The sequence below is a fragment of the Paenibacillus sp. FSL M7-1455 genome (assembly GCF_038004655.1).
Lineage (GTDB): Bacteria > Bacillota > Bacilli > Paenibacillales > Paenibacillaceae > Paenibacillus_AQ > Paenibacillus_AQ cookii.
The window spans coordinates 2,476,986-2,496,367 of the sequence record NZ_JBBORO010000001.1 but is presented as its reverse complement, the minus strand read 5'-3'; the positions used below and the strand labels follow the sequence as shown (position 1 = coordinate 2,496,367).

15 protein-coding genes and 2 pseudogenes are annotated in these 19,382 nt (G+C 54.7%); 3 read left to right on the top strand and 14 right to left on the bottom strand.

The window, feature by feature from the left end:
• Positions 1–127 precede the first annotated feature (127 nt).
• From NYE48_RS11500 to NYE48_RS11475, 6 genes are all read right to left on the bottom strand, one after another.
• Positions 128–496, bottom strand: a complete 369-nt coding sequence (locus tag NYE48_RS11500; protein WP_340998675.1) for a Rieske (2Fe-2S) protein — start codon at positions 494–496, stop codon at positions 128–130.
• Entirely contained in the window at positions 493–1,587 is a 1,095-nt protein-coding gene (locus NYE48_RS11495) for an amidohydrolase family protein (RefSeq protein WP_340998673.1), read from the bottom strand. The genes NYE48_RS11500 and NYE48_RS11495 overlap by 4 nt, the downstream gene beginning before the upstream one ends.
• Positions 1,588–1,619: 32 nt before the next feature.
• Positions 1,620–3,182, bottom strand: a complete 1,563-nt coding sequence (locus NYE48_RS11490) for an extracellular solute-binding protein (RefSeq protein WP_340998671.1) — start codon at positions 3,180–3,182, stop codon at positions 1,620–1,622.
• Between the two features lie 60 nt (positions 3,183–3,242).
• Positions 3,243–4,103, bottom strand: a complete 861-nt coding sequence (locus NYE48_RS11485) for a carbohydrate ABC transporter permease (RefSeq protein ID WP_340998669.1) — start codon at positions 4,101–4,103, stop codon at positions 3,243–3,245.
• A gap of 13 nt (positions 4,104–4,116) precedes the next feature.
• A complete protein-coding gene (locus tag NYE48_RS11480) occupies positions 4,117–5,010 on the bottom strand; it encodes an ABC transporter permease (protein WP_341000638.1) in 894 nt (297 codons plus the stop codon).
• Positions 5,011–5,280: 270 nt separating this feature from the next.
• The gene (locus NYE48_RS11475) at positions 5,281–7,593 is read right to left on the bottom strand and encodes a helix-turn-helix domain-containing protein (RefSeq protein WP_340998667.1); all 2,313 of its coding nucleotides are present in this window, start codon (positions 7,591–7,593) and stop codon (positions 5,281–5,283) included.
• Between the two features lie 247 nt (positions 7,594–7,840).
• Here NYE48_RS11475 and NYE48_RS11470 point away from each other — a divergent pair, with 247 nt between their 5' ends.
• Together NYE48_RS11470 and NYE48_RS11465 are read left to right on the top strand one after the other, a co-directional pair.
• Complete coding sequence (locus NYE48_RS11470) at positions 7,841–8,908, top strand: YeeE/YedE family protein (protein ID WP_340998665.1); 1,068 nt, start codon at positions 7,841–7,843, stop codon at positions 8,906–8,908.
• 14 nt (positions 8,909–8,922) lie between these two features.
• Positions 8,923–9,150, top strand: a complete 228-nt coding sequence (locus NYE48_RS11465; protein WP_036714716.1) for a sulfurtransferase TusA family protein — start codon at positions 8,923–8,925, stop codon at positions 9,148–9,150.
• 427 nt (positions 9,151–9,577) lie between these two features.
• On the opposite strand, the gene NYE48_RS11460 is transcribed toward NYE48_RS11465, so the two are convergent.
• The 5 genes and pseudogenes from NYE48_RS11460 to NYE48_RS11440 form a co-directional block, all read right to left on the bottom strand.
• A complete protein-coding gene (locus NYE48_RS11460; RefSeq protein WP_036714714.1) occupies positions 9,578–10,399 on the bottom strand; it encodes a carbohydrate ABC transporter permease in 822 nt (273 codons plus the stop codon).
• Positions 10,400–10,414: 15 nt separating this feature from the next.
• A pseudogene (locus NYE48_RS11455) lies at positions 10,415–11,315 on the bottom strand (carbohydrate ABC transporter permease).
• 38 nt (positions 11,316–11,353) lie between these two features.
• Complete coding sequence (locus NYE48_RS11450; protein WP_341000637.1) at positions 11,354–12,604, bottom strand: ABC transporter substrate-binding protein; 1,251 nt, start codon at positions 12,602–12,604, stop codon at positions 11,354–11,356.
• 270 nt (positions 12,605–12,874) lie between these two features.
• A complete protein-coding gene (locus tag NYE48_RS11445; RefSeq protein WP_340998659.1) occupies positions 12,875–13,345 on the bottom strand; it encodes a hypothetical protein in 471 nt (156 codons plus the stop codon).
• A gap of 152 nt (positions 13,346–13,497) precedes the next feature.
• Positions 13,498–14,937 (bottom strand): serine hydrolase domain-containing protein, encoded by a 1,440-nt coding sequence (locus NYE48_RS11440; RefSeq protein ID WP_212947715.1) that lies wholly within the window; start codon positions 14,935–14,937, stop codon positions 13,498–13,500.
• Between the two features lie 186 nt (positions 14,938–15,123).
• Between NYE48_RS11440 and NYE48_RS11435 the strand changes: the two genes are divergently transcribed.
• Positions 15,124–16,356, top strand: a complete 1,233-nt coding sequence (locus NYE48_RS11435; protein WP_340998654.1) for an aminopeptidase — start codon at positions 15,124–15,126, stop codon at positions 16,354–16,356.
• An 87-nt stretch (positions 16,357–16,443) separates the two neighbouring features.
• Here NYE48_RS11435 and NYE48_RS11430 read toward each other — a convergent pair whose 3' ends face one another.
• From NYE48_RS11430 to NYE48_RS11420, 3 genes and pseudogenes are all read right to left on the bottom strand, one after another.
• A complete protein-coding gene (locus NYE48_RS11430; protein ID WP_340998652.1) occupies positions 16,444–17,736 on the bottom strand; it encodes an MFS transporter in 1,293 nt (430 codons plus the stop codon).
• A gap of 126 nt (positions 17,737–17,862) precedes the next feature.
• A complete protein-coding gene (locus NYE48_RS11425; protein ID WP_052147345.1) occupies positions 17,863–18,327 on the bottom strand; it encodes a MarR family winged helix-turn-helix transcriptional regulator in 465 nt (154 codons plus the stop codon).
• A 198-nt stretch (positions 18,328–18,525) separates the two neighbouring features.
• Positions 18,526–19,319: pseudogene (locus NYE48_RS11420) on the bottom strand (exodeoxyribonuclease III).
• Positions 19,320–19,382 lie beyond the last annotated feature (63 nt).

Genomic DNA, 19,382 nt, shown 5'->3' with positions numbered 1-19,382 from the left:
CGGCTAAAAACAAAAAAACGGCTCCAGGGGCATCCCCTTAGCCGTTTTGCCTGCCATCACAACTTCGTCTGCATCGTCCCCTTTATCAGAACCTTTGCGGGTTGATGGGGCAGGCGCAGCCGCGAACCTAGCTTTTTTTCCGGTCGCCCAACACAATGTACACTCCGGAATCGTCGGTTTCCACCGGATAACCCCGCAGTTTGGCATCGCTGCCGGCCGCCAGGTGGCGGCCGCTTTTCAGGTCGAACTCCCAGCCGTGCCACGGGCAGCGCAGCACTTGTTCCTCCATCCCGTAACGGTAATCGTATACGCCGGAAGGGAGACGGGTTCCCCGAATCGGACCCGCGCAGACCGGCGCCGCCGCATGCGGGCAAACGTTAAGCCACGCATAGTAGCCGTCTCCGATCCGAAACAAGCCGATTTCCATCCCTTTCACGTTTAAGATCAGCTTGCCCCCGCTAGGGAGCGCATCCGGCTCCGCCACTTTTACTCTCATGCGGGATCCGCCCCCTTATGCTCCGCCGGGACCGGAATGCCGTACAACTCCGCGGCGTTATAACCGAGAATACGCTCTTTGAGATTCTGGGGAAGGCCCCGGAACACGACCTTCGGATTGTCGAAGTCCCAATGCGGGTAGTCGGACGAAAACATGGCGATCTGTTCGGCATGCATCATCTGGAAGATTTGCAGCAGATGCTCCGGCATCCGCGGTTCCTCGATCGGCTGCGTCGTGAGCCGCACATGTTCCACGATATACTCCGAAGGCAGCCGCTTGAGCCACGGCGCGGTATCGCGCAGCGCTTTGTAGTTTTTGTCCATGCGCCACATCAAATGGGGCAGCCAGCCTATGCCGCCTTCGATCGCAACGAATTTGAGCTGCGGATATTTTTCGAACACCCCTTCGCATACGAGGCTGTTGATATGGGTCATGAAATTCGCCGGTAAAATATTATGCCATTCCATATACCGCGTCGGGTATCCGGCAGGCGTTGGCGGGCCGGCGATCCCTTTCCCTTCGGTGCCCGGATGAATCGCGACCGGCAGGCCGTTCCGTTCCGCCGCTTCGTAGATCGGATGGTAGAAGCGGTTGCCGTACGGCATGCGCGCACCGCTTCCCATCACGATCTGCACCATGCCCGGATGCGCCCCCATTCTGTCGATCTCTTTGGCCGCTTCGGCCGGATCGGAATGGTTGATCTGAATCGAACCTTTGAATTTCGGACTGACGCCGAGCCAACGGTCCGCGAGCCAATCGTTGAAGGCGGCCGCCACGGCATTCGCATAGTCCGGATCGGCGTGAAGGGAGAGGCCTTGCTCTCCCCCGCCGGTCAGTATCGCATAGTCGATGCCGAACGGTTCCATGTAATGCTGCAGAACAAATTGAGGATCGCTCCCGGGAAGCCCGCCGTCGCCCGGCCGGGCGTCTTGGCGCAGCACGCCTACGGGCGAATAATACTGGCCATGCACGCCGATCCCGCTTTCGAGCCATTGCTGATGCCATGCTTTCGGCAAATAGGGCAGCAGGTCCTCCGGCTTGCCGATCGCATTGTGGACGTCGGCATCGACGATAAACGGTGCGGATCGCATTTCATGCCCTCCTTTGATTTGAATCGTGCTGCTTATTTCGAGCCGTACGTGCGCTTATACGCGGTGTTGTACATGTCCAGCAGCTCATCCGCTCCAAGCTTCTTCAGTTGCTCCAAAAACTGCTGGTAGTTCGCGTCCGTAATCGGCGTCTTGCCCGTGACGAATTCCGTAATTTTCTGCTCCAAAAACTTGGTAAGCGGGGTTAGCTTCGCTTTTTCCAGATCGAGCTCTTCGGTCGTTTTCACGATCGCTTTGGGCGCGGGAATAATGAACTTTTCATAGCTTTTGTTGATTTCTTTGCTCTTGTCGTCGAGGCCTCTCTCCCACGTTTCGCGCGCCAGCGCGTTGTTCAGCGAAATGTTGTCGTACCAGACGCCAAAATCGCGGCGCAGCGGCACATAAGGACTGGCTCCGAACTCTTTCATATAGACGGGTTTTCCGTTCTCAAGCGTATACGATTTGCCTTCGATGCCAAGCGATAAATATTTCGTCCCTTCTTCGCTCACCAGATAGTCGAGGAATTTGACGGCTCTTTCCTTATCCTTGACTTTCGCCGAAATGGCCCGCCCCGATGATCCGACCACCGGACGGGAAAACTGGTAGCTCTGAACGCCGTCCGCGGCAAACTCGGGCAGCGCATCCAGATTGTAGTCCGGGATGCCGGACTGCTTCGCTTTTTCAATCATCGGGTTCACTTCGGCCTTCCAATAATACGTTACGGACGACTTGCCTTTTAATAACCGCTCTTCCCACTGCTCCGGCGTCAACAAATAAAACTCAGGGTCGAGCAGCTGCTCCGCGTACAACTTATTCATGAAAATAAGCGCATCTTTATACTTGCTGTTATACGGCGCAAACTCGTATTGTTCACCCGTCGGGCTTTGATTGAAAAAGCCTGAAATCCCCGTGAATATTTTGCCGAATACGGTATACATGCCGGTATCGCCCGTGACCGGGGTATTGAAGCTGAGCGGGAAGCTGTCCGGCTCTTTGGCTTTCAAATCTTTCAGGAACCGGTAGAACTCATCGAGATTGGTCGGAGCTTTCAGTTGGTATTTATCCATCAAATCTTTGCGTGCCATCCAAATATAGTTGAAGCCTTTCCCCGCCGGATCCCCTTCGAGCACGGGAACGTCGTAGAGGCCGCCGTCCGCGCCGGTCGCCACGGCTTTTGCTTCGGGATACGTTTCGTAGAACTTTTTGAGATTGGGCGCGATATCCAAATAATCCTTCAGGTTCAGGAACACTTTTTCCGGCCCGTTCTCCCTGGCCTCCTGATTCGTCGGCTGGCTGAAATCGGTGACCGAGTTCGTGGCGATCATAATCTGCCGCTTCTCCGTCAACCCTTCCTGGCTGACGACCTGCCAATCCACCTTGACCCCTGTTTTTGCTTCGATCTCTTTGAAAATCTCCCAATCATCCCTTACCTTTCCTTCCGGACGGTCGTAGACGAGCCAGGAGAACGTCGCCGGCTTTTGCGAGCCCGCTCCCCCATCGGTTGCCCCTTCCTGCGTGCCTCCCTTTCCGCTGCAGCCAGCGGTCAAACCGCCCAGCATCACGGCAGCAAGCATGACAGCCATCATTTTTTTGCTCATACGTTTGCCCCCTCCTTATATTGACTTCGGATATAGGAATAGTTTCGGCGGTATCCATGGCTACCCTTTGATTCCGCCGATCATGGCGCCCTGCACGAAATATTTTTGGACGAACGGATATACGCATAAAATCGGCACCGTTGCGATCATGATCATGGCGTATTTTAGCGTTTCTATGTAGTCCGTGTTGCCTTCGCCCTGGACGTTGGAGCCGGCGATAATAATGTTGCGCAGCATGATCTGCAAAGGGTACATGCTCCGATCGTTCAAATAGAGCAGCGCATCGAAAAACGAGTTCCATTGATTGACGGCGGTAAACAAGCCGATGGAGACCAGCACCGGCAGAGAAAGCGGCAGGACGATCCGCAGGAATACCTGCATCGTGCCGCAGCCGTCCATCGTGGCGGCATCCTCAAGCTCTTCCGGCAATGCCTCGAAAAAGGTGCGCATGATGAACAAATACCAGGTGCTGACTAGCGTCGGCAGGACGATCGCCCACATCGTATCGAGCAGCCCGAGTTTCTGCACGACCAGGAAGGTCGGGATCATCCCTCCTCCGAACATGAGCGTAAATGCGGCCAAAAGCAGGATCAGGCGTCGGCCGGGGAGCCATCTTTTGGCCAGCGGGTAAGCCATGGCGGATGTGACGGCTAGCGACAAGAAGGTTTGAACGGCGGTATAACGAATCGTGTTCCAATAGCTGATCCACAGGTCCGGATTGCCGACGAGCCGTTCGTAGGCGGCCAAGGTGACCGCCTTCGGCCAGAGGACAACCCGCCCGCTCATCACCATGGCGTTGTCGCTGATGGAAGCGGAGAATACATAGACGAGCGGATACACCATGACAATAACGAGGACGATCATAAAAAAGATATTGACGGCGTCAAACAGCCGCGAGCCGAAGCTTTCCTTGATTTTCATTTCCCGGCCCCCTTCACCAGAGACTTGTGTCCGAAAATTTCTTGACGACGCGGTTCGCGGCCACGACCAGCACGAATCCGATCACCGATTGGAACAATCCGACCGCCGTAGCGAAGCTGAAGTCGGCGGATAGGATGCCGCGCCGATAGATGAACGTATTCAGGACGTCCGCGGTTTCGTAAGTCATCGGATTGTACAACAGGATGATTTTTTGAAAGCCGATTTCCATGAAATGCCCGAGCGTCAGGACGAACAGGATGATCATCACCGGAATCATGCCGACCAACGTCACATGGCGCATTTGTTGAAACCGGTTGGCCCCGTCGATTTTGGCAGCCTCGTACAAGGTCGGATCGACGCCTGCGATCGCCGCCAAGTACAGAATCGTGCCCCAGCCGACCGTCTGCCATATTTCCGAACCCACGTAGATCGTGCGGAACCATTCCGGCTGGCCGAGGAACAGGATCCGTTCGAATCCGAGCCAGCTGAGCAAATGATTGACGATGCCGGTCTGCTGCGACAAAAAGGTGACCATAATGCCGGCGATCACGACGGTCGATAAAAAATGCGGCAAGTAGCTGACGCTTTGCACGAACCTTTTAAACGTGCGGCTTCGAATTTCGTGAAACAGCAAGGCCAGGATAATCGGCGCCGGAAAACGAAACAGCAGGTCGTACACATTCAGCATGACCGTGTTTCGGATCAGCTTCCAGGCATCCGGCGTGTTCACGAAAAAATCGGTAAAATGCTGGAGGCCGACAAACTTGCTGCCCAGGATGCCGCGGCCGATCGAAAAGTTCTGAAACGCGATGATCAGCCCGTACATCGGCACGTATTTGAAAAGGATGTAATACAGGATGCCGGGCAGCATCAACAAATACAATGTTTTGTGCTTCTTCAGCATCATTCCGAAAGAAGCCCTCTTCCTCCGATGCCCCCGGGCAGGCACTCGGACGTTCGCCGCATCGCTTCGATCCAATGACAACGCTTTCACCCCCTTTGGCAGGTGTTTGCACACCAACCTTTGCTGAATGTTTGCCCTGACTATACGTCTTGGGCATGCCGGGGGTAAAGCGCCGTGTTTTTACCAATGTCTCCGTTTTTGCATCCCGCGGTACGGCTGAATTTCCATAACCTGCCGACGAAAAAAATGAGTCTTCCCAAAAAAAGAACCCTCTCAAGATTGATGCATGGTACGGTATTTAGCCGGGGTAATGCCTTCGTATCTTCGAAAATTGCGGATAAACGAATTCCTTCCCCAATAGCCGATCCGTTCCGCGATCTCGTCGATTTTCAAATCCGTTTCGAGCAAAAATTGCTTCGCTTTCGATATCCGGTATTTGGCGATGTATTCCACGTACTTTTCGCCGACCTCTTCCTTGAACATGCGGCTGAAATGGCCGGCGGACATGTTCATTTGCTCCGCGAAATATTCTATGGAGAGCTCTTCGTTATAATGGTCCTGAATATAGGCCAAAATGTCGGCAAACTGCCGTTTGCGATCCGACGGTTCGATCGTCCGGAACAGCACGCCATGGATGTCCCGGAACGTCTGCTTCAGCTCATCCCAGGTCACGCAGCGGTTGATGGCGGCAAAAAACTCGGAATAGACCGAAATGTCAAAATCGTTCCGCTCGCTCTCGACGGCGCGGGTCCACGTATTCAGCACATCGACGGCCATGTTTTTGACCTGGCGGGCGTTGGCATGGCTTCTCATTCCGTCGTCCAGCAGGTCGAACGCCGATTGGAGCAGGCTTTTGCTATCGCCGGCTTTATACATATTGAGGATGCGGTTCACTTCGAGCGCAGACAAGAAGCTGTCGCCCGACAATCGTCCCTTCCACGCCCTTTGCTCGCTGCAAATTTCGGCGCCGGAATGCAGACTTTTATACTTGAGCATCGAATGGGCATGCTTGTAAGACTGATGGAGGGCGGCCATGGAATGGACCGTTTTCCCGATGCCGATGGAAGCTTTGTAATACGGCTGCTGCAGAAGCTGCTTGATGGCATCCGCCGTTTCCGCGGGGTCGTCATGCCCGTTCTCGTCATGGTGCAGCACGCACGCCAGTTGATCGGAACGCGTCTGGCAAACCCAGATCATGGCGGGGGACAGTTTACGGATGTTCTCCTTCAGTTCGGCCAGCATGAACGATTTGGACGTCTCGGACAATTGATCCGCAAACGACGCGTAGAATTGGATTTCAATGCAAAGCACGGTGGCCGTCGCAACCGGATTGCAATGGAAGGATATTTCTTTCGCGTAATATCCGACCGACAAGCTGTCGCGGTATTCGCCGAACAACACCCTGACGATAAATTGCTCCTGAACGATCGGGTACATGCCGTTTACCGTCTGTGCCAGCTCCTTGTTCTTCGAGATCAGCAAACGGGAAAACCGTTTGATCATGTCGAACTCGTTGCCGCCGTGCAAGTCGGGTGCATCGTCCAGCTGCTGCGATTCGAGCCCCGTTTTGATTTCGCGGATCGGGTTGTACAGCCTCCGGCTCAACACATACGAGACCAGGCCGCCGACGACGATAAACATGCCGAGCAGCGCGAGCGTGATCATGCGGATCGTGCGGGCCGGCTTCAATAAGGTTGGCAGGTCGATCATGCTTACGTAATACCACCCGTCATTGAACCGGGATTTCACGTATGAAAGCGCTTTCCGTCCATCGTTCAAAAATAATTCCTGCTCCGGCATCGTGCCGATCATCGCCGCAAACGCATCGCGTTGCAGCTCGGAGGAACCGCTTGCGATCAGGGCGGAACCTTCCGAGTTGACGAGCGCCGTATCCATCACCCACTTCTCCGGCATGCCCAATCGTTCACGAAGCTTATCCAGATCCAAATTCACGACCAAGTAGACGTCGGGACGGCCGCTGTTGAACGGATAGCTCATCAACACGGCGATGTTCTCATGGGCCTGGACGATGTCCCGCGTGTACGGGGGCCTTTCATATACGGTATGCGGTTTGGTAAAAACCATCGGCTTTTTGCCGGTAAAATTGCCGAAGTAGGAAGGCATATCCGCTTCTTTTACCGGATACCTTTCCCGGAAATACTCGTCCTTGCCATTGTACGTTTTGCCGTCGATGACAAGGTCTTCGTCCGCAAAATACAGGAACGATTGATACACCAGAGGTTCCGAATCCAGTTTAATCATTTGCTGCATGAGCGTGTGGATCGATTCATAACGCTGCGTCAGTTCGGCGGGATCGCCGGACGTTCGCGGAACGCTTTTGAAGCTTGCCGTCGACAGCATGTTCACCATATTGCTTTCGAGCGCGCCGAAGGTGTCGTCGATTTGCTCCGAAAAATGCCGCATGACGGTATTGTTCAATGTCTCCGCATCGCGCTCGATCAACCGGACGACGAAGAAATGGGTCAATACGCTGGCTACGATGACCGGAATGAGAATCAGCGCGAAATAGTTGGCAAAAAAACGACAGAACAGCACCGTGCGGTACGTTTGCCAGACACGTTTCACCTGGATGACCTCCTAATAAAAAATATCATGGAACAAACTGGGCAATGAAATATTATTTCACCCTATTCTAAACTATTTTGCTGCGTTTGTATTTAAACTTCTATTTTTCGGCCGAACTCCAACCCCAGATATTGGCATTGACATCTCTTCTTGATCTGCTAAAATCGGTAATACCGATAATTCAAAGCGTCTTACTTGTATTTATACAAAAAAACAGCATGATTTTTTTATTAGGAGGGGATCTCATATGTTGTTAACGGGCTTGTTATGCGGAGCCTTGCTGGGATTTGTGATGCAGCGCGGCCGCTTCTGCCTGACGGGCGGTTTCCGGGACATGTACTTGACCAAAGATAACCGCATGTTCTACGCCCTGCTGATCGCCATCTCGATTCAAAGCATCGGCGTCTTTGCCCTCATTCAGGCGGGTCTGATCGAATTCAGCGCAGGCGCATTTCCATGGGTTGCCACGATCCTCGGCTCTTTTATATTCGGGATCGGCATTATCCTTGCCGGCGGCTGTGCGACGGGAACATGGTACCGGGCCGGCGAAGGTCTGATCGGCAGCTGGATCGCCCTTTTTGGATATATGGCCATGAGCGCGACCATGAAGACCGGTGCGCTGGCCCCGGTCAACAACGGAATCAAGAAATTGGACGCACCGGTCAATTCGATTCCGGAAACGTTCGGTCTTTCCGTATGGCCATTCATTGCTATTCTTGCGATCCTTACGGCATTTTTGGCCATCCGCCAGCTGCGCAAACCGAAGGTGGCCATTCCGGCCATGAAAGCAAAACGTTCCGGTCTGAACCACCTGTTGTTCGAAAAGCGGTGGCATCCGTTTTTCACGGCCGTCTTGGTCGGATTGATCGCGCTTCTGGCTTGGCCGCTCAGCGAAGCGACGGGCCGGATGTCCGGACTGGGCATTACCACGCCTTCCGCGAATCTTTTGCAGTATCTCGTTACGGGGGACAGCGATAAATTCGTAAACTGGGGCATGTTTCTCGTGCTCGGCATTTTCGTGGGATCTTTTATCGCAGCGAAAGGCAGCCGCGAATTCCGTTTCAGAGCTCCGGACGCCAAAACGGCAGTCTCCAGCTTCATCGGCGGCATTCTCATGGGCTTTGGCGCCAGCTGGGCCGGCGGCTGCTCGATCGGCAACGGGCTGGTGATGACCGCGATGATGACCTGGCAGGGCTGGGTTTCCCTTGCCTTTATGATTCTGGGTACCTGGACGGCGTCATACTTCGTCTATGTCCGTCCGCGTGCCAAAACCAAAGCGAATCCGAGTGCGGCGCTGCGCACATCAACGACATAAGGGAGGATCAGATCATGAAACAACAAAAGCTGGAAGTCCTCGGAATGGTATGCCCGTTCCCGCTAATTGAAGCCAAGCAGGCCATCGAAGCGCTGGACAGCGGCGATGAGCTGGTGATCGATTTTGACTGCACCCAGGCGACGGAAGCCATTCCGCGCTGGGCTGCCGAAGCCGGCCACTCCGTCACGAACTTCGAACAAATCGATGATGCGTCCTGGACGATTACCGTTCAGAAGAAATAAACGTATTGATTTATGCCCTGTAAACAGAGGTGCCGTCCATTGCTGGACGGCCCTTTTTTTGAAAATATCGCCAAATCAGGCATGATCGATAAAAAACAACACGTTTCCATAATGCTTCTTAAACCTTTGATAATCCGCCGTTTCCTTTAACACGATGATGGTCGGGTACGCATTTATTTTGCGGCGTTTTCATGCGGCTGATGTGCTCATCATAACATCGGCCTTGTTAAGGAGATAGGCAGCAAATAAGTTTAGTCAACTTTACACGCCTGAGCATGAGTTCCAGCCCCCTGTAAAGTGCTGCAATCTAAAGAACAAGCCGCCCAGGCTGTCGCCGGGACGGCTTTGCATATCGATGAAGGATCTTTCGGCTCCGTCTGCATTTAGAACGGCCGCCCGCAAATGCGGCCCAAACACGATCCAAGCTTCAGCTCTTGATCGCGCCCGCGGCGATGTCCGAAATGAACTGCTTGCTGACGAACAGGAACAAAATGATGAGCGGCACGACCGCGAGCAGCGTTCCGGCGATGACCATCGAGTAGTCCGTGGTGTAGATGCCGTTAAGCGAAGACAAGGCCACCTGCAGCGTAAATTTGCTTTCGTCGTTCAAAATGATGAGCGGCCACAGGTAATCGTTCCACGCGCCGATGAACGTAAACGCCCCCAAAAAGGACAGGGCCGGCCGCAAAATCGGCAGCGCCACGTTCCAATAAAGCCGGAAAAAGCCGCAGCCGTCGATCCGCCCCGCGTCCAGGAGCTCGGAGGGCACGGATTCCTCGGCATATTGCCGAATCCAGAAAATGCCGAACGCGTTCGCCATGCCCGGAATAATCAGCGCCTTGAAGGTGCCGACCCAGCCGAATTTGGCCATGATGACGAAGGACGGCACGAGCGAAAGCTGCGCCGGGGCCATCATCGTTGCCAGGAGCAGAACAAACAGCCATTTTTTGCCCGGAAACTTGAATTTCGCAAACGTGTAGCCTGCCAGCGAATCGAAGAACAACACGAGCACGGTGCTGCAGGAGGCCACAAACAACGTGTTCAGGAACGCCCCGAAAAAATCGATGTTTTGCAGCACCCGGGAAATGTTGTCGATCAGGTGGGTTCCGAACCAGAACTTGGGCGGGAAGCTGTAAATCTCCGCGGTCGTGCGCGTAGCCATGACCACCAGCCAGTAAAACGGAAAGACGGATAGGATCAGTCCAACGATCAGACCGAAATAAAGCAGGATCGATTTTCGGATAGCCATTCGATGCACCCCCGTTTATTCGTCTTTGGCGCCGCCGCCCTGAACGACCCGCCAATTGAAGATCGAAAACAAAGCGATCAGGATGAACATGCCCCAGCCGACGGCCGAGCCGTAACCAAAATAGTTGTTCACGAAAGCTTCGCGGTACAGATAGAGGACGATGGTCAAACCGCCTCCGCTGACGCCGCCGTCATTGCCGACCAGCACCTGGGATTCGGTGAAAATCTGCATGCCGCCGATCGTCGACGTGATAACCGTAAACAAAATGATCGGCCGCAAATTCGGGATCGTGATGCGGAAAAAAGCCTGAACGCCCGTGGCGCCGTCGATTTTGGCCGCTTCGTACAATACGGTCGGAATGCTTTGCAGCCCGGCAAGGTAAATGATCGCGTTGTAGCCGACCCAGCGCCAGATGACCATGACGGAGACGGCCAGCTGGATGCCCCAGGTTTTGTTCAGCCATTCGACGGGCGAAATGCCCAGCAGCGAGAGCAAATAGTTCAGCAAACCGTAGTTGTTGGAAAACAGCGTGCTGAACACGATGGCTACGGCGACGAGCGAAGTGACGTTCGGAAGGAAATAGCCGATCCGGAAGAAGGTCCGGAATTTGACGAAAGACGCGTTCAGCAAAAAAGCGACGATCAGCGCGAAAAACAGCATCGGAATCGTGGAATAGATCCAGATCAGCAGCGTGTTGCCCACCGCTTTCCAAAATTCCGGATCGGTGACCATGAACTGATAGTTGTTCAGGCCGTTAAAGGTCATTTCGCCGATGCCGTCCCATTTCTGGAAGGAAAGATACATCGAAATCTTTCCGGTGCTTCCAGATTTCGGACGCCAATCCCGCCTTTCGCCCCGCCGGCGGCACGGAACTGCCCGGATCGAAATGAGTTCGCTTCTGCAAGGGTGCTCCCATAAGAATCAACCTCCATTGTCGATGATGGTCTAACCGTTTTACCGCAGCAGCTCCTTTTTGACCCTGGAGAGCGCGTCTTCCCAAGCCTTTTCCGGATTTTTGCCTTGAATGGCGACCGATGACAGCTCCCGACCGACGATGCCGTTCAAATTGGCATATTTCGTGCCGTAATAGGCCGGTTTTACGTTGCGGGCAGACTCCGAAAAGATTTCGCCCGTGACCTGGCCGCCGAAAAACGCTTCTTTTTGCTTCATGACGTCGGAATCGAGCGCCTTTTTCGCGGACGGGAACAGATTGATTTCTTTAAAGCTGGTTACCTGGTTTTCCGGATTTTGCAGCCACTTGATGACGTCGAACGCTTCCTGCGGATGTTTGCTCGTTTTCATGATCGCCAGGAACGATCCGCCGTTGTTGCCGTCCCCGCCCGGCGCCCTTGCAACGCGCCACTTCCCTGAAGTGTCGGGCGCCGCCTGCATCAGAATTTCCTTGCACCAGACCGCGCCGACGAAGGACGCGATTTTTCCGTTGTTCGCCGCGGCGTTCCACTCGGAGGAAAACGTGCTCGCATTGGCCAACAGCCCCATTTGGGAGGCCTTGACGGCGAGATCCCACGCTTTTTTCATGGAAGAAGAAGAATCTTCCCCTATAAAATTTTCGTTTTTGTCAAAATAGATTTTGTCCGACTGGGCGTTCACTTGGGTGTATATGTTGCCGATGTTGTCCGTGAGCTTGACCTTGCCGCCTAACGCTTCCTGCAGCTTTTGGCCTGCGGCGAAATAGTCGTCCCAGGTCCCCATCAGCTTATGGACCTCTTCCGGATCGCTCGGAAGCCCGGCCTGCTCGAACAGGTCCGCCCGGTAAAACAAGGCGGTAGGTCCGGTATCCATCGGCAGCGCGATCATTTTTCCTTCCGGCGTTACGCCCAGCTTCCATTTCCAGTCGAGGTAATCCTGCTCGATGTCTCCCGCGCCGAGATCGTACAAATCGTAGAAACGGTCGGCGCTCGGGAACAGCTCCGTCACCCAGTCGTTAAAGGCTACGATGTCCGGTCCGCCGGAGCCCGCAGCCAGCGTCGTTTTCAATTTGGATTTGAAATCGCCGCCGATCTTTTGGGCATTGATGCGGATTCCGGGAAACTGCTTCTGGACCGATTGAATCAGGTTGTCGTCGATGCTTCGGTTCCAGTACCAAAAAGTAAGCGTTTTCACATTTTCGTTGGAAGAAGATCCGCTTGAACACCCGCTAATCATGAGAACGACAAGCAATAAACACGTAAACGCCATGCGCATTTTTTTCAATCGCTTCAGCCTCCCACCGTTAGCTTATGGTACTGCCGTTTTTGCCGTCACTCCTCTGGACAACGAATAATGACTTCTTATGTATGAACCATTATAAACAATTAATATCATTTTTGAAACGGATTGGTAAAAAAATCTAACCCCCGGATCCGTTCTCCCGGCCGCACGGCATACTCAAGATGTATAGGCCGGCCGGACGGCGGAGGGACAAAAAGCCCCTCCTCACGGCCATGTTTGCTGCCCCTCCGTCATCCCCGCGTTTCATTTGGCGGAGCCCGCTTTCGCAATTTCGGTCAACACGAGCTGTTTCAGGGATGCATCCCCTTCGATCACTTTTTCCTCGTATTTGAATTCCACCTGCTGATCCGGCTTCATCGCTTCCACGTCCGGTTTCAATGTTTCATCGAATTGGAATGCCATCGGTTTGCCGTCCACGATGATTTCAACCGTGTGCGAATCCGCGAGTCCGGTCAAGCTGCCTTTCCCCTGTTTAACGGACGGCTTTTCTTCTTGCGCGGAATCTTTCGAATTTTGGGGTTTTTGAGATTCCTGATGTTTTTGGTGATTATGGTTCTGCTCCTCCGGTTTTTCCATGGGGGTTTGGGGCTGTTCGGCAGCGGGACGGTCCTGTCCCTCCGCCTCCGGCTGCCCTCCGCACGCGGCGAGCGGCAGCCCGAACGCCAACAGCGCGGCGAACGAAACCAGACTATATTTCATGGGTTTCAAGTACATGGCAGTAATTCCACCTCCTGATCCGTTTGACGGAAAACCGCTTGTCCATGTTTCATGGTCAAGCTTATCTATGCTTTACCCAACAAGCCGGGATCAAAAACAAAAAAGCCCGGACGGCAGCCATCAAGGATACCGGCGGGCGATGATCCTTTTTATCGGGCGGCTTTTCCTCGGATCGGATGCTCCTCGTCCCCGCCAAACGACACATTGAACCTGTGGCGGATCTCAAGGGCCTCTTCGGTGAACCGCACCCCCATCGTGATGCAGAACGGGGTTTCGATGCCCCGGATCGTCAACAAAAGCTCATCCGGCGATCTCCACGTAAAACTCGATGCCATGCGGGTGTCCGCTCCCCCGAATACCGAGGTTTGTCCGAAGCTCCACTCATGGCGGCCCAATGAGAGCGTTTCGTCGCCTTCTTCTTTTATGAGCGTCAGGCAGGCGGAGTCTTCGTCAAAATCGATGCGGAAGCCTTGCAGCGACAATCCGTTTTCCTCCAGATCGTATCTTCTGCCCCCGATTTGAGCCTCCAGCTGCGAACGGGGTTCGAACCGGGGAAGGTCCAGGCTCAGCTTCGCGAGTCTTTCCTTCAGCTCGGAAGACCGTTCGACAGCCTCCGCCGGTTCCGGCAAAAATGCTTCGAGCAGATGGTCCCATACGCATTGCAGGACGCCTTGAAGGTCCCCCGTTCCGGCCGTGATCGCGATCACCCCATCCTGCTCCGGCATGACGATGCAGAATTGCCCGAAAGCCCCGTCTCCGCGGTAAACGCCATGGCGGCAGCGCCAGAATTGGTACCCGTAACCCTGCGCCCAGTCGCTGTCTCCGCCGTCCCCGTTGGAAATCCGCTTGCCTGTGGCCTCCTCGATCCAAGCTTCTTCGATGAGCCTTTTTCCTTGCCACACTCCTTTTTGCAAGTACATCTGCCCGAACTTCGCGATATCTTCGGTGGTTACGTTCAAGCCGAAGCCCCCGGTATGTATGCCGCGCGGACAGGTTTGCCAGGTGGGGCTCAGGATGCCCAGCGGCTCGAACAGCCGGCTTTGCAAATAATCCAGCAAGCGCTGTCCCGAGGCCTTCTGCAGAATCGCGGAAAGCATATAAGTCGCGCCGGTGTTGTACAGGAAATGAGTGCCCGGTTCATGCGGAACCGGCAGCGCAAGAAACGCTTTAACCCAGTTGCCGTCCTCCGCCTGATGGAGCGCATCCATCGTGTCCTTGTCGTGGCCCGTCCCCATCATCAGCAGATGACGGATTTGCATGGCTGCAAGATGTTCCGATACTTCGGCAGGCAAATCTTCCGGAAAAAACGAGACGACCGGATCGTCAAGCGTTAGGATGCCCTCCTGGACCGCCATGCCGATGGCCGTCGAAGTAAAGCTTTTGCTGAGCGAAAACAGCATGTGCGGAAGCTCCGGCGCATAAGGAGCCCACCAGCCCTCGGCGGCCACATGGCCGTGCCGGAGAATCATCAGGCTGTGAATTTCAAGTCCCCGTTCCTTTAAGCCATCGAGGAATCCGATCACCTTTTGCGGGGATATCCCGAGTTCCTCCGGGCTTTTTCTTGGCAGCGGCGTTACCGTTTTCTGCATACATCCACTCTCCCTTATATTGAAGTGGCATTGCTTGGGATCTTCCCGCTTCCATTATACACCAATGGGGAGACGCTTTTGGCGAAACCAAAGCGAATGGCCGATTTTCGGGTTATAATAGGGATTGCATCTTCACCGAATCATTCCAAGGAATGAGATTTTCAACGAACCGGAGGACAAATCGCCATGAAAGACTTCAATCGCATGCTGGAAAAATACGCGGAACTGGTCATTAAAGTAGGGGTGAACATTCAGCCCGGCCAGGTGCTGCTCGTGCAGGCCCCGCTGGAGACGGCCGAGTTTGCCCGCCATGTCGTATCCAAAGCTTACGAAGCCGGCGCCAAATACGTGCAGGTGGATTGGGACGACGAAAAAATAACGCGCATCCGTTATGAAAAAGCTCCGGACGATTCGTTCGGCTATTATCCGAAATGGACGGCCGACATGATGGAGCAGCTTGCCGAAGGCGGCGGAGCCGTATTACATATCAAAGTTCCCGACCCCGAGCTGTTCCGAGGCATCGACGGCTCCAAGGTAGCCACGGCCGTCAAAGCCGCCGCCGTCGCCCGCGAGAAATATCAGGCTTATGTACGCAGCAATAAAGTAACCTGGTCGCTGATCAAAGCCCCGACGAAGGCCTGGGCGGACAAAGTGTTCGCCGACCTTCCGGAGGAAAAGCGCGTGCCCGCCATGTGGGAAGCCGTGTTCCAAATGAACCGCGTCACCGAAGACAACGATCCGATCGCCGCCTGGAAGGACCATATCCGGACGCTGAAGGAAAAACAGGAGTACATGAACAACAAGCGGTACAAAGCGCTGCATTACCGCGCGCCGGGGACGGATCTGCGCGTCGAGATGCCCGAAGGCTACCTGTGGCTGGGCGGAGGCGATTACAACGAGGCCGGCCATTATTTCGTCGCCAACATGCCGACGGAGGAAATTTATACGATGCCGCATCGGACCGGCGTTAACGGCACCGTCTCAAGCACCCTTCCGCTAAACCTGAACGGCCGCCTGGTCGAAGGCATCAAGCTGACGTTCAAGGACGGCAAAGTCGTGGAATACGACGCGGTTTCCGGCCGCGAGCATTTGACGTCGCTGTTCGAAACGGATGAAGGCGCGTCCTACCTCGGCGAAATGGCCCTCGTGCCGAACGACTCGCCGATTTCGAAGATGAAGCGGGTCTTCTTCAACACCGGGATCGACGAAAACGCCTCCTGCCATTTCGCTCTCGGCAGCTCCTATCCCGTGAACATCGAAGGCGGCACGAAGCTGAGCAAGGAGGAACTGCTTGCCCGGGGCGCCAACGTCAGCCTGACGCACGTCGATTTCATGGTCGGCTCCGAAAAGCTAGAAATCGACGGCGTGCTGCCGGACGGGACGACCGAGCCGGTATTCCGGAACGGGGTCTGGGTGTAACCCGGCACGCCCTCCCATTAAATAGCTGGATGAAACGTTAGAAAAACAACCACCCTGCGGCCGCGTGCCGAAGGGTGGTTGTTGGCGTTAGATCGCCGCGCCGGCTCTCCCTGCCCGGCTTTTGCGGATTTGCATCGCCATCACCGATGCGATAAAGCATAGGAAGCCGGCGACCACGAAAGCCTGCGAATAGCTGCCTAGCCAGTCGCGCAGCGCGCCTGCGCCGTAAGCCGCCGCCGAAGCGCCGATTTGGTGGGCGACGACGATCCACCCGAAAATCATGCCGGATTTCTCCTTCCCGAACGCTTCTCCCGCCAGCTTGGCGGTAGGCGGTACAGTGGCGATCCAGTCCAGGCCGTAAAACACGGAGAAAGCGAAAAGCATGTACGGGGAAGCGCTGCTCAGCGCATAGGGCAGAAACAGCAAGGACAAGCCGCGGAACCCGTAATATACGAACAGCAGCTTGCGGCTGTCGAAACGATCCGACAACCAGCCGGAAATCGTCGTGCCGAACAAATCGAATACCCCCATCATCGCAAGCAGCCCGGCGGCCGCCACCTCCATGATGCCGTGATCCCCGCAAGCCGCGATAAGGTGGGTGCCGATGAGGCCGTTCGTGGACAAACCGCAAAAAAAGAAGGTCCCGGCCAGCAGCCAAAAGGTGGCGCTGCTTAACGCCTGCCGCAAGTTTTGCAGCGGAGCCAGAAATATATTCCCTTCGAAAGGCGTCGGTTTGACCATTTCGTCGGAACCGTACGGCGCCGCGCCGACGTCATGCGGGTGGTTGCGCATCCAGATCGCAACGGCCGCAAGCACAAGGACGATGCTGATGACGGCGATATAAACGGCGTATTTCCAGCCGAAATCGGACGTCAGTTTGGCATACAGCGGCAAAAAAAGAAGCTGGCCGGTCGCGGCGCTGGCCGTCAGCAGCCCGACGACAAGTCCTTTGCGCTTCGCGAACCACTGATTGCTGACGGTCACGCCGAGCACGTTCGCCATCATCCCTGTCGCCAGCCCCGAGACGATGCCCCAGAGCAGTTCGAATTGCCACAAGGAACGGATCCACGGCGTCACGGCCAGGCTCAGCCCCAACACGGCAAGGGAAGCGACGATCACTTTGCGGAAGCCGAATTTCAGAAGCAGCGCCGCCGAAAACGGGCCGACCAAGCCGTAAAGAAAGATGCCGACCGAAATGACGCTCGAAATGCTGGCGCGGCTCCAGCCGAAATCTTCCTGGAACGGAACGATCAGAACGCTGGGCAGCGAACGAATGCCCGCCGACACGAGCAGCGTGGCAAAGGTAAGCAAAACGATAATCCAACCATAATAAAAACGCGATTTAGGCCTGATTTGAACTTGTTCGTCCCTCATGCTCATCGTATGGTTCACCCTCTATATTTGTATTTTGTTTGTACATACAAAACAATAACGACCAAGCGCAGCGAAGTTTTCCGCCAGAAGGACGAAATTTGCGCTTCGGTTCAACAGGATCAAGCTCTTGCGTTATTGCTCCAACAGCTCGCTTGCGGACTCCTGCATCCGGGTCAGCGCATCGGCCAGCTCCTTGCCGAGTTTCGCCTCGTAGGCGGCTTTCAGCTTTTTGGAAGCTTCGTGGAGCGTTTCCTTCATGGCCGTCCCTTTTACGGTCGGATACACCAGCACGGTTTTCCCCTGAACCTGACGCTCCACGAGCTGTTTCCCCTCGAGCTTATCGATGAAACGCGTCAGTGTGGAGGGCGTGATGTACAGCTTCTCGGAAAGCTCCTTTTGGGTAATGCCCGGATTGGCGATAACCAGCCGAACCAGATAACCGTAGGCCGGGGCCAGCCCCGTCATCGCAAACGCCTCGTCGGCAAGGCGCGTAATCGCCCGGCTTAACCGGTTGGTGGTGAAGTACATGCAGGTATGCAAAAACGTTCCGTCTTGTTCAGAGGATGGCTCTGTTTTATTGTTGGGTTCATTCGGCATGATCGTTCATCCTTCCTTGATCGGATCGGCATCATCAAATCAATTTTGTATGTACAACAAAAGTAAGGGGTCAGGATGATTATGTCAAGCGTTTTTTTACCATTGCCCGGCTCACGTCTCCCCCTAAACCAAAAAGCAGTCCCGCCGCATACGCGGCAGACTGCCTGTTTTTCCATCCTATTTTCGCCTGTTCCGGGTCTAGTCCGTTTGGCTTTCGGAACCGATTTGGGCCAGTTTTGCCTCGTCAAGCTCCAGAATGATCGGGCAGTGATCGCTGCCCGTTACTTCCGCGTCGATCCGCGCATCCGTCAACGCCGGGACAAGCCTGTCCGATACGAGGAAATAATCGATCCGCCAGCCGATATTCCGCTCCCTGACCTTCGGCATAAAAGACCACCACGTAAAGGCGTCATCCCGGTCAGGATAAAAATGCCGGAAGCTGTCCACAAAGCCGGCCGCCAGCAGTTCGGTCATTTTGCCGCGTTCTTCGTCCGTAAATCCCGAATTGCCCATGTTCGACTTCCAATTTTTCAGATCGATCTCCTGATGGGCAACGTTCAGGTCGCCGCAGATGATGACCGGCTTCTTGGCATCCAACGCCGACACGTAGCTGCGGAAACGCTCCTCCCATCCAGGCGCAGCGGCAGCCGCGACAGGTCCCTTCTGGCATTTGGCGTATATACGTTGACCAGATAAAAATGATCGAACTCGAGCGTGACGAGACGCCCTTCCGCTTCCGCGTTTTCTTCCATGCCGTAATAGACGGACAATGGTTTTAATTTCGAAAACACCGCGGTTCCGGAATACCCCTTTTTCTCGGCATAGTTCCAGTACTGCCCATATTCCTCGCCGTAATCCAGGCAGATCTGCCCTTCCTGGAGCTTCGTTTCCTGCACGCAAAACAAATCGGCGTCGCTTGCCGCAAAATAATCGTTGAATCCTTTATTGACGCAGGCCCGCAGGCCGTTCACATTCCAAGATACCAGTTTCATCGTCGTTCTCCTTATGGCTATCAATCTATCGACATCATTTGATAGTGTACCATAAAAGGAAAA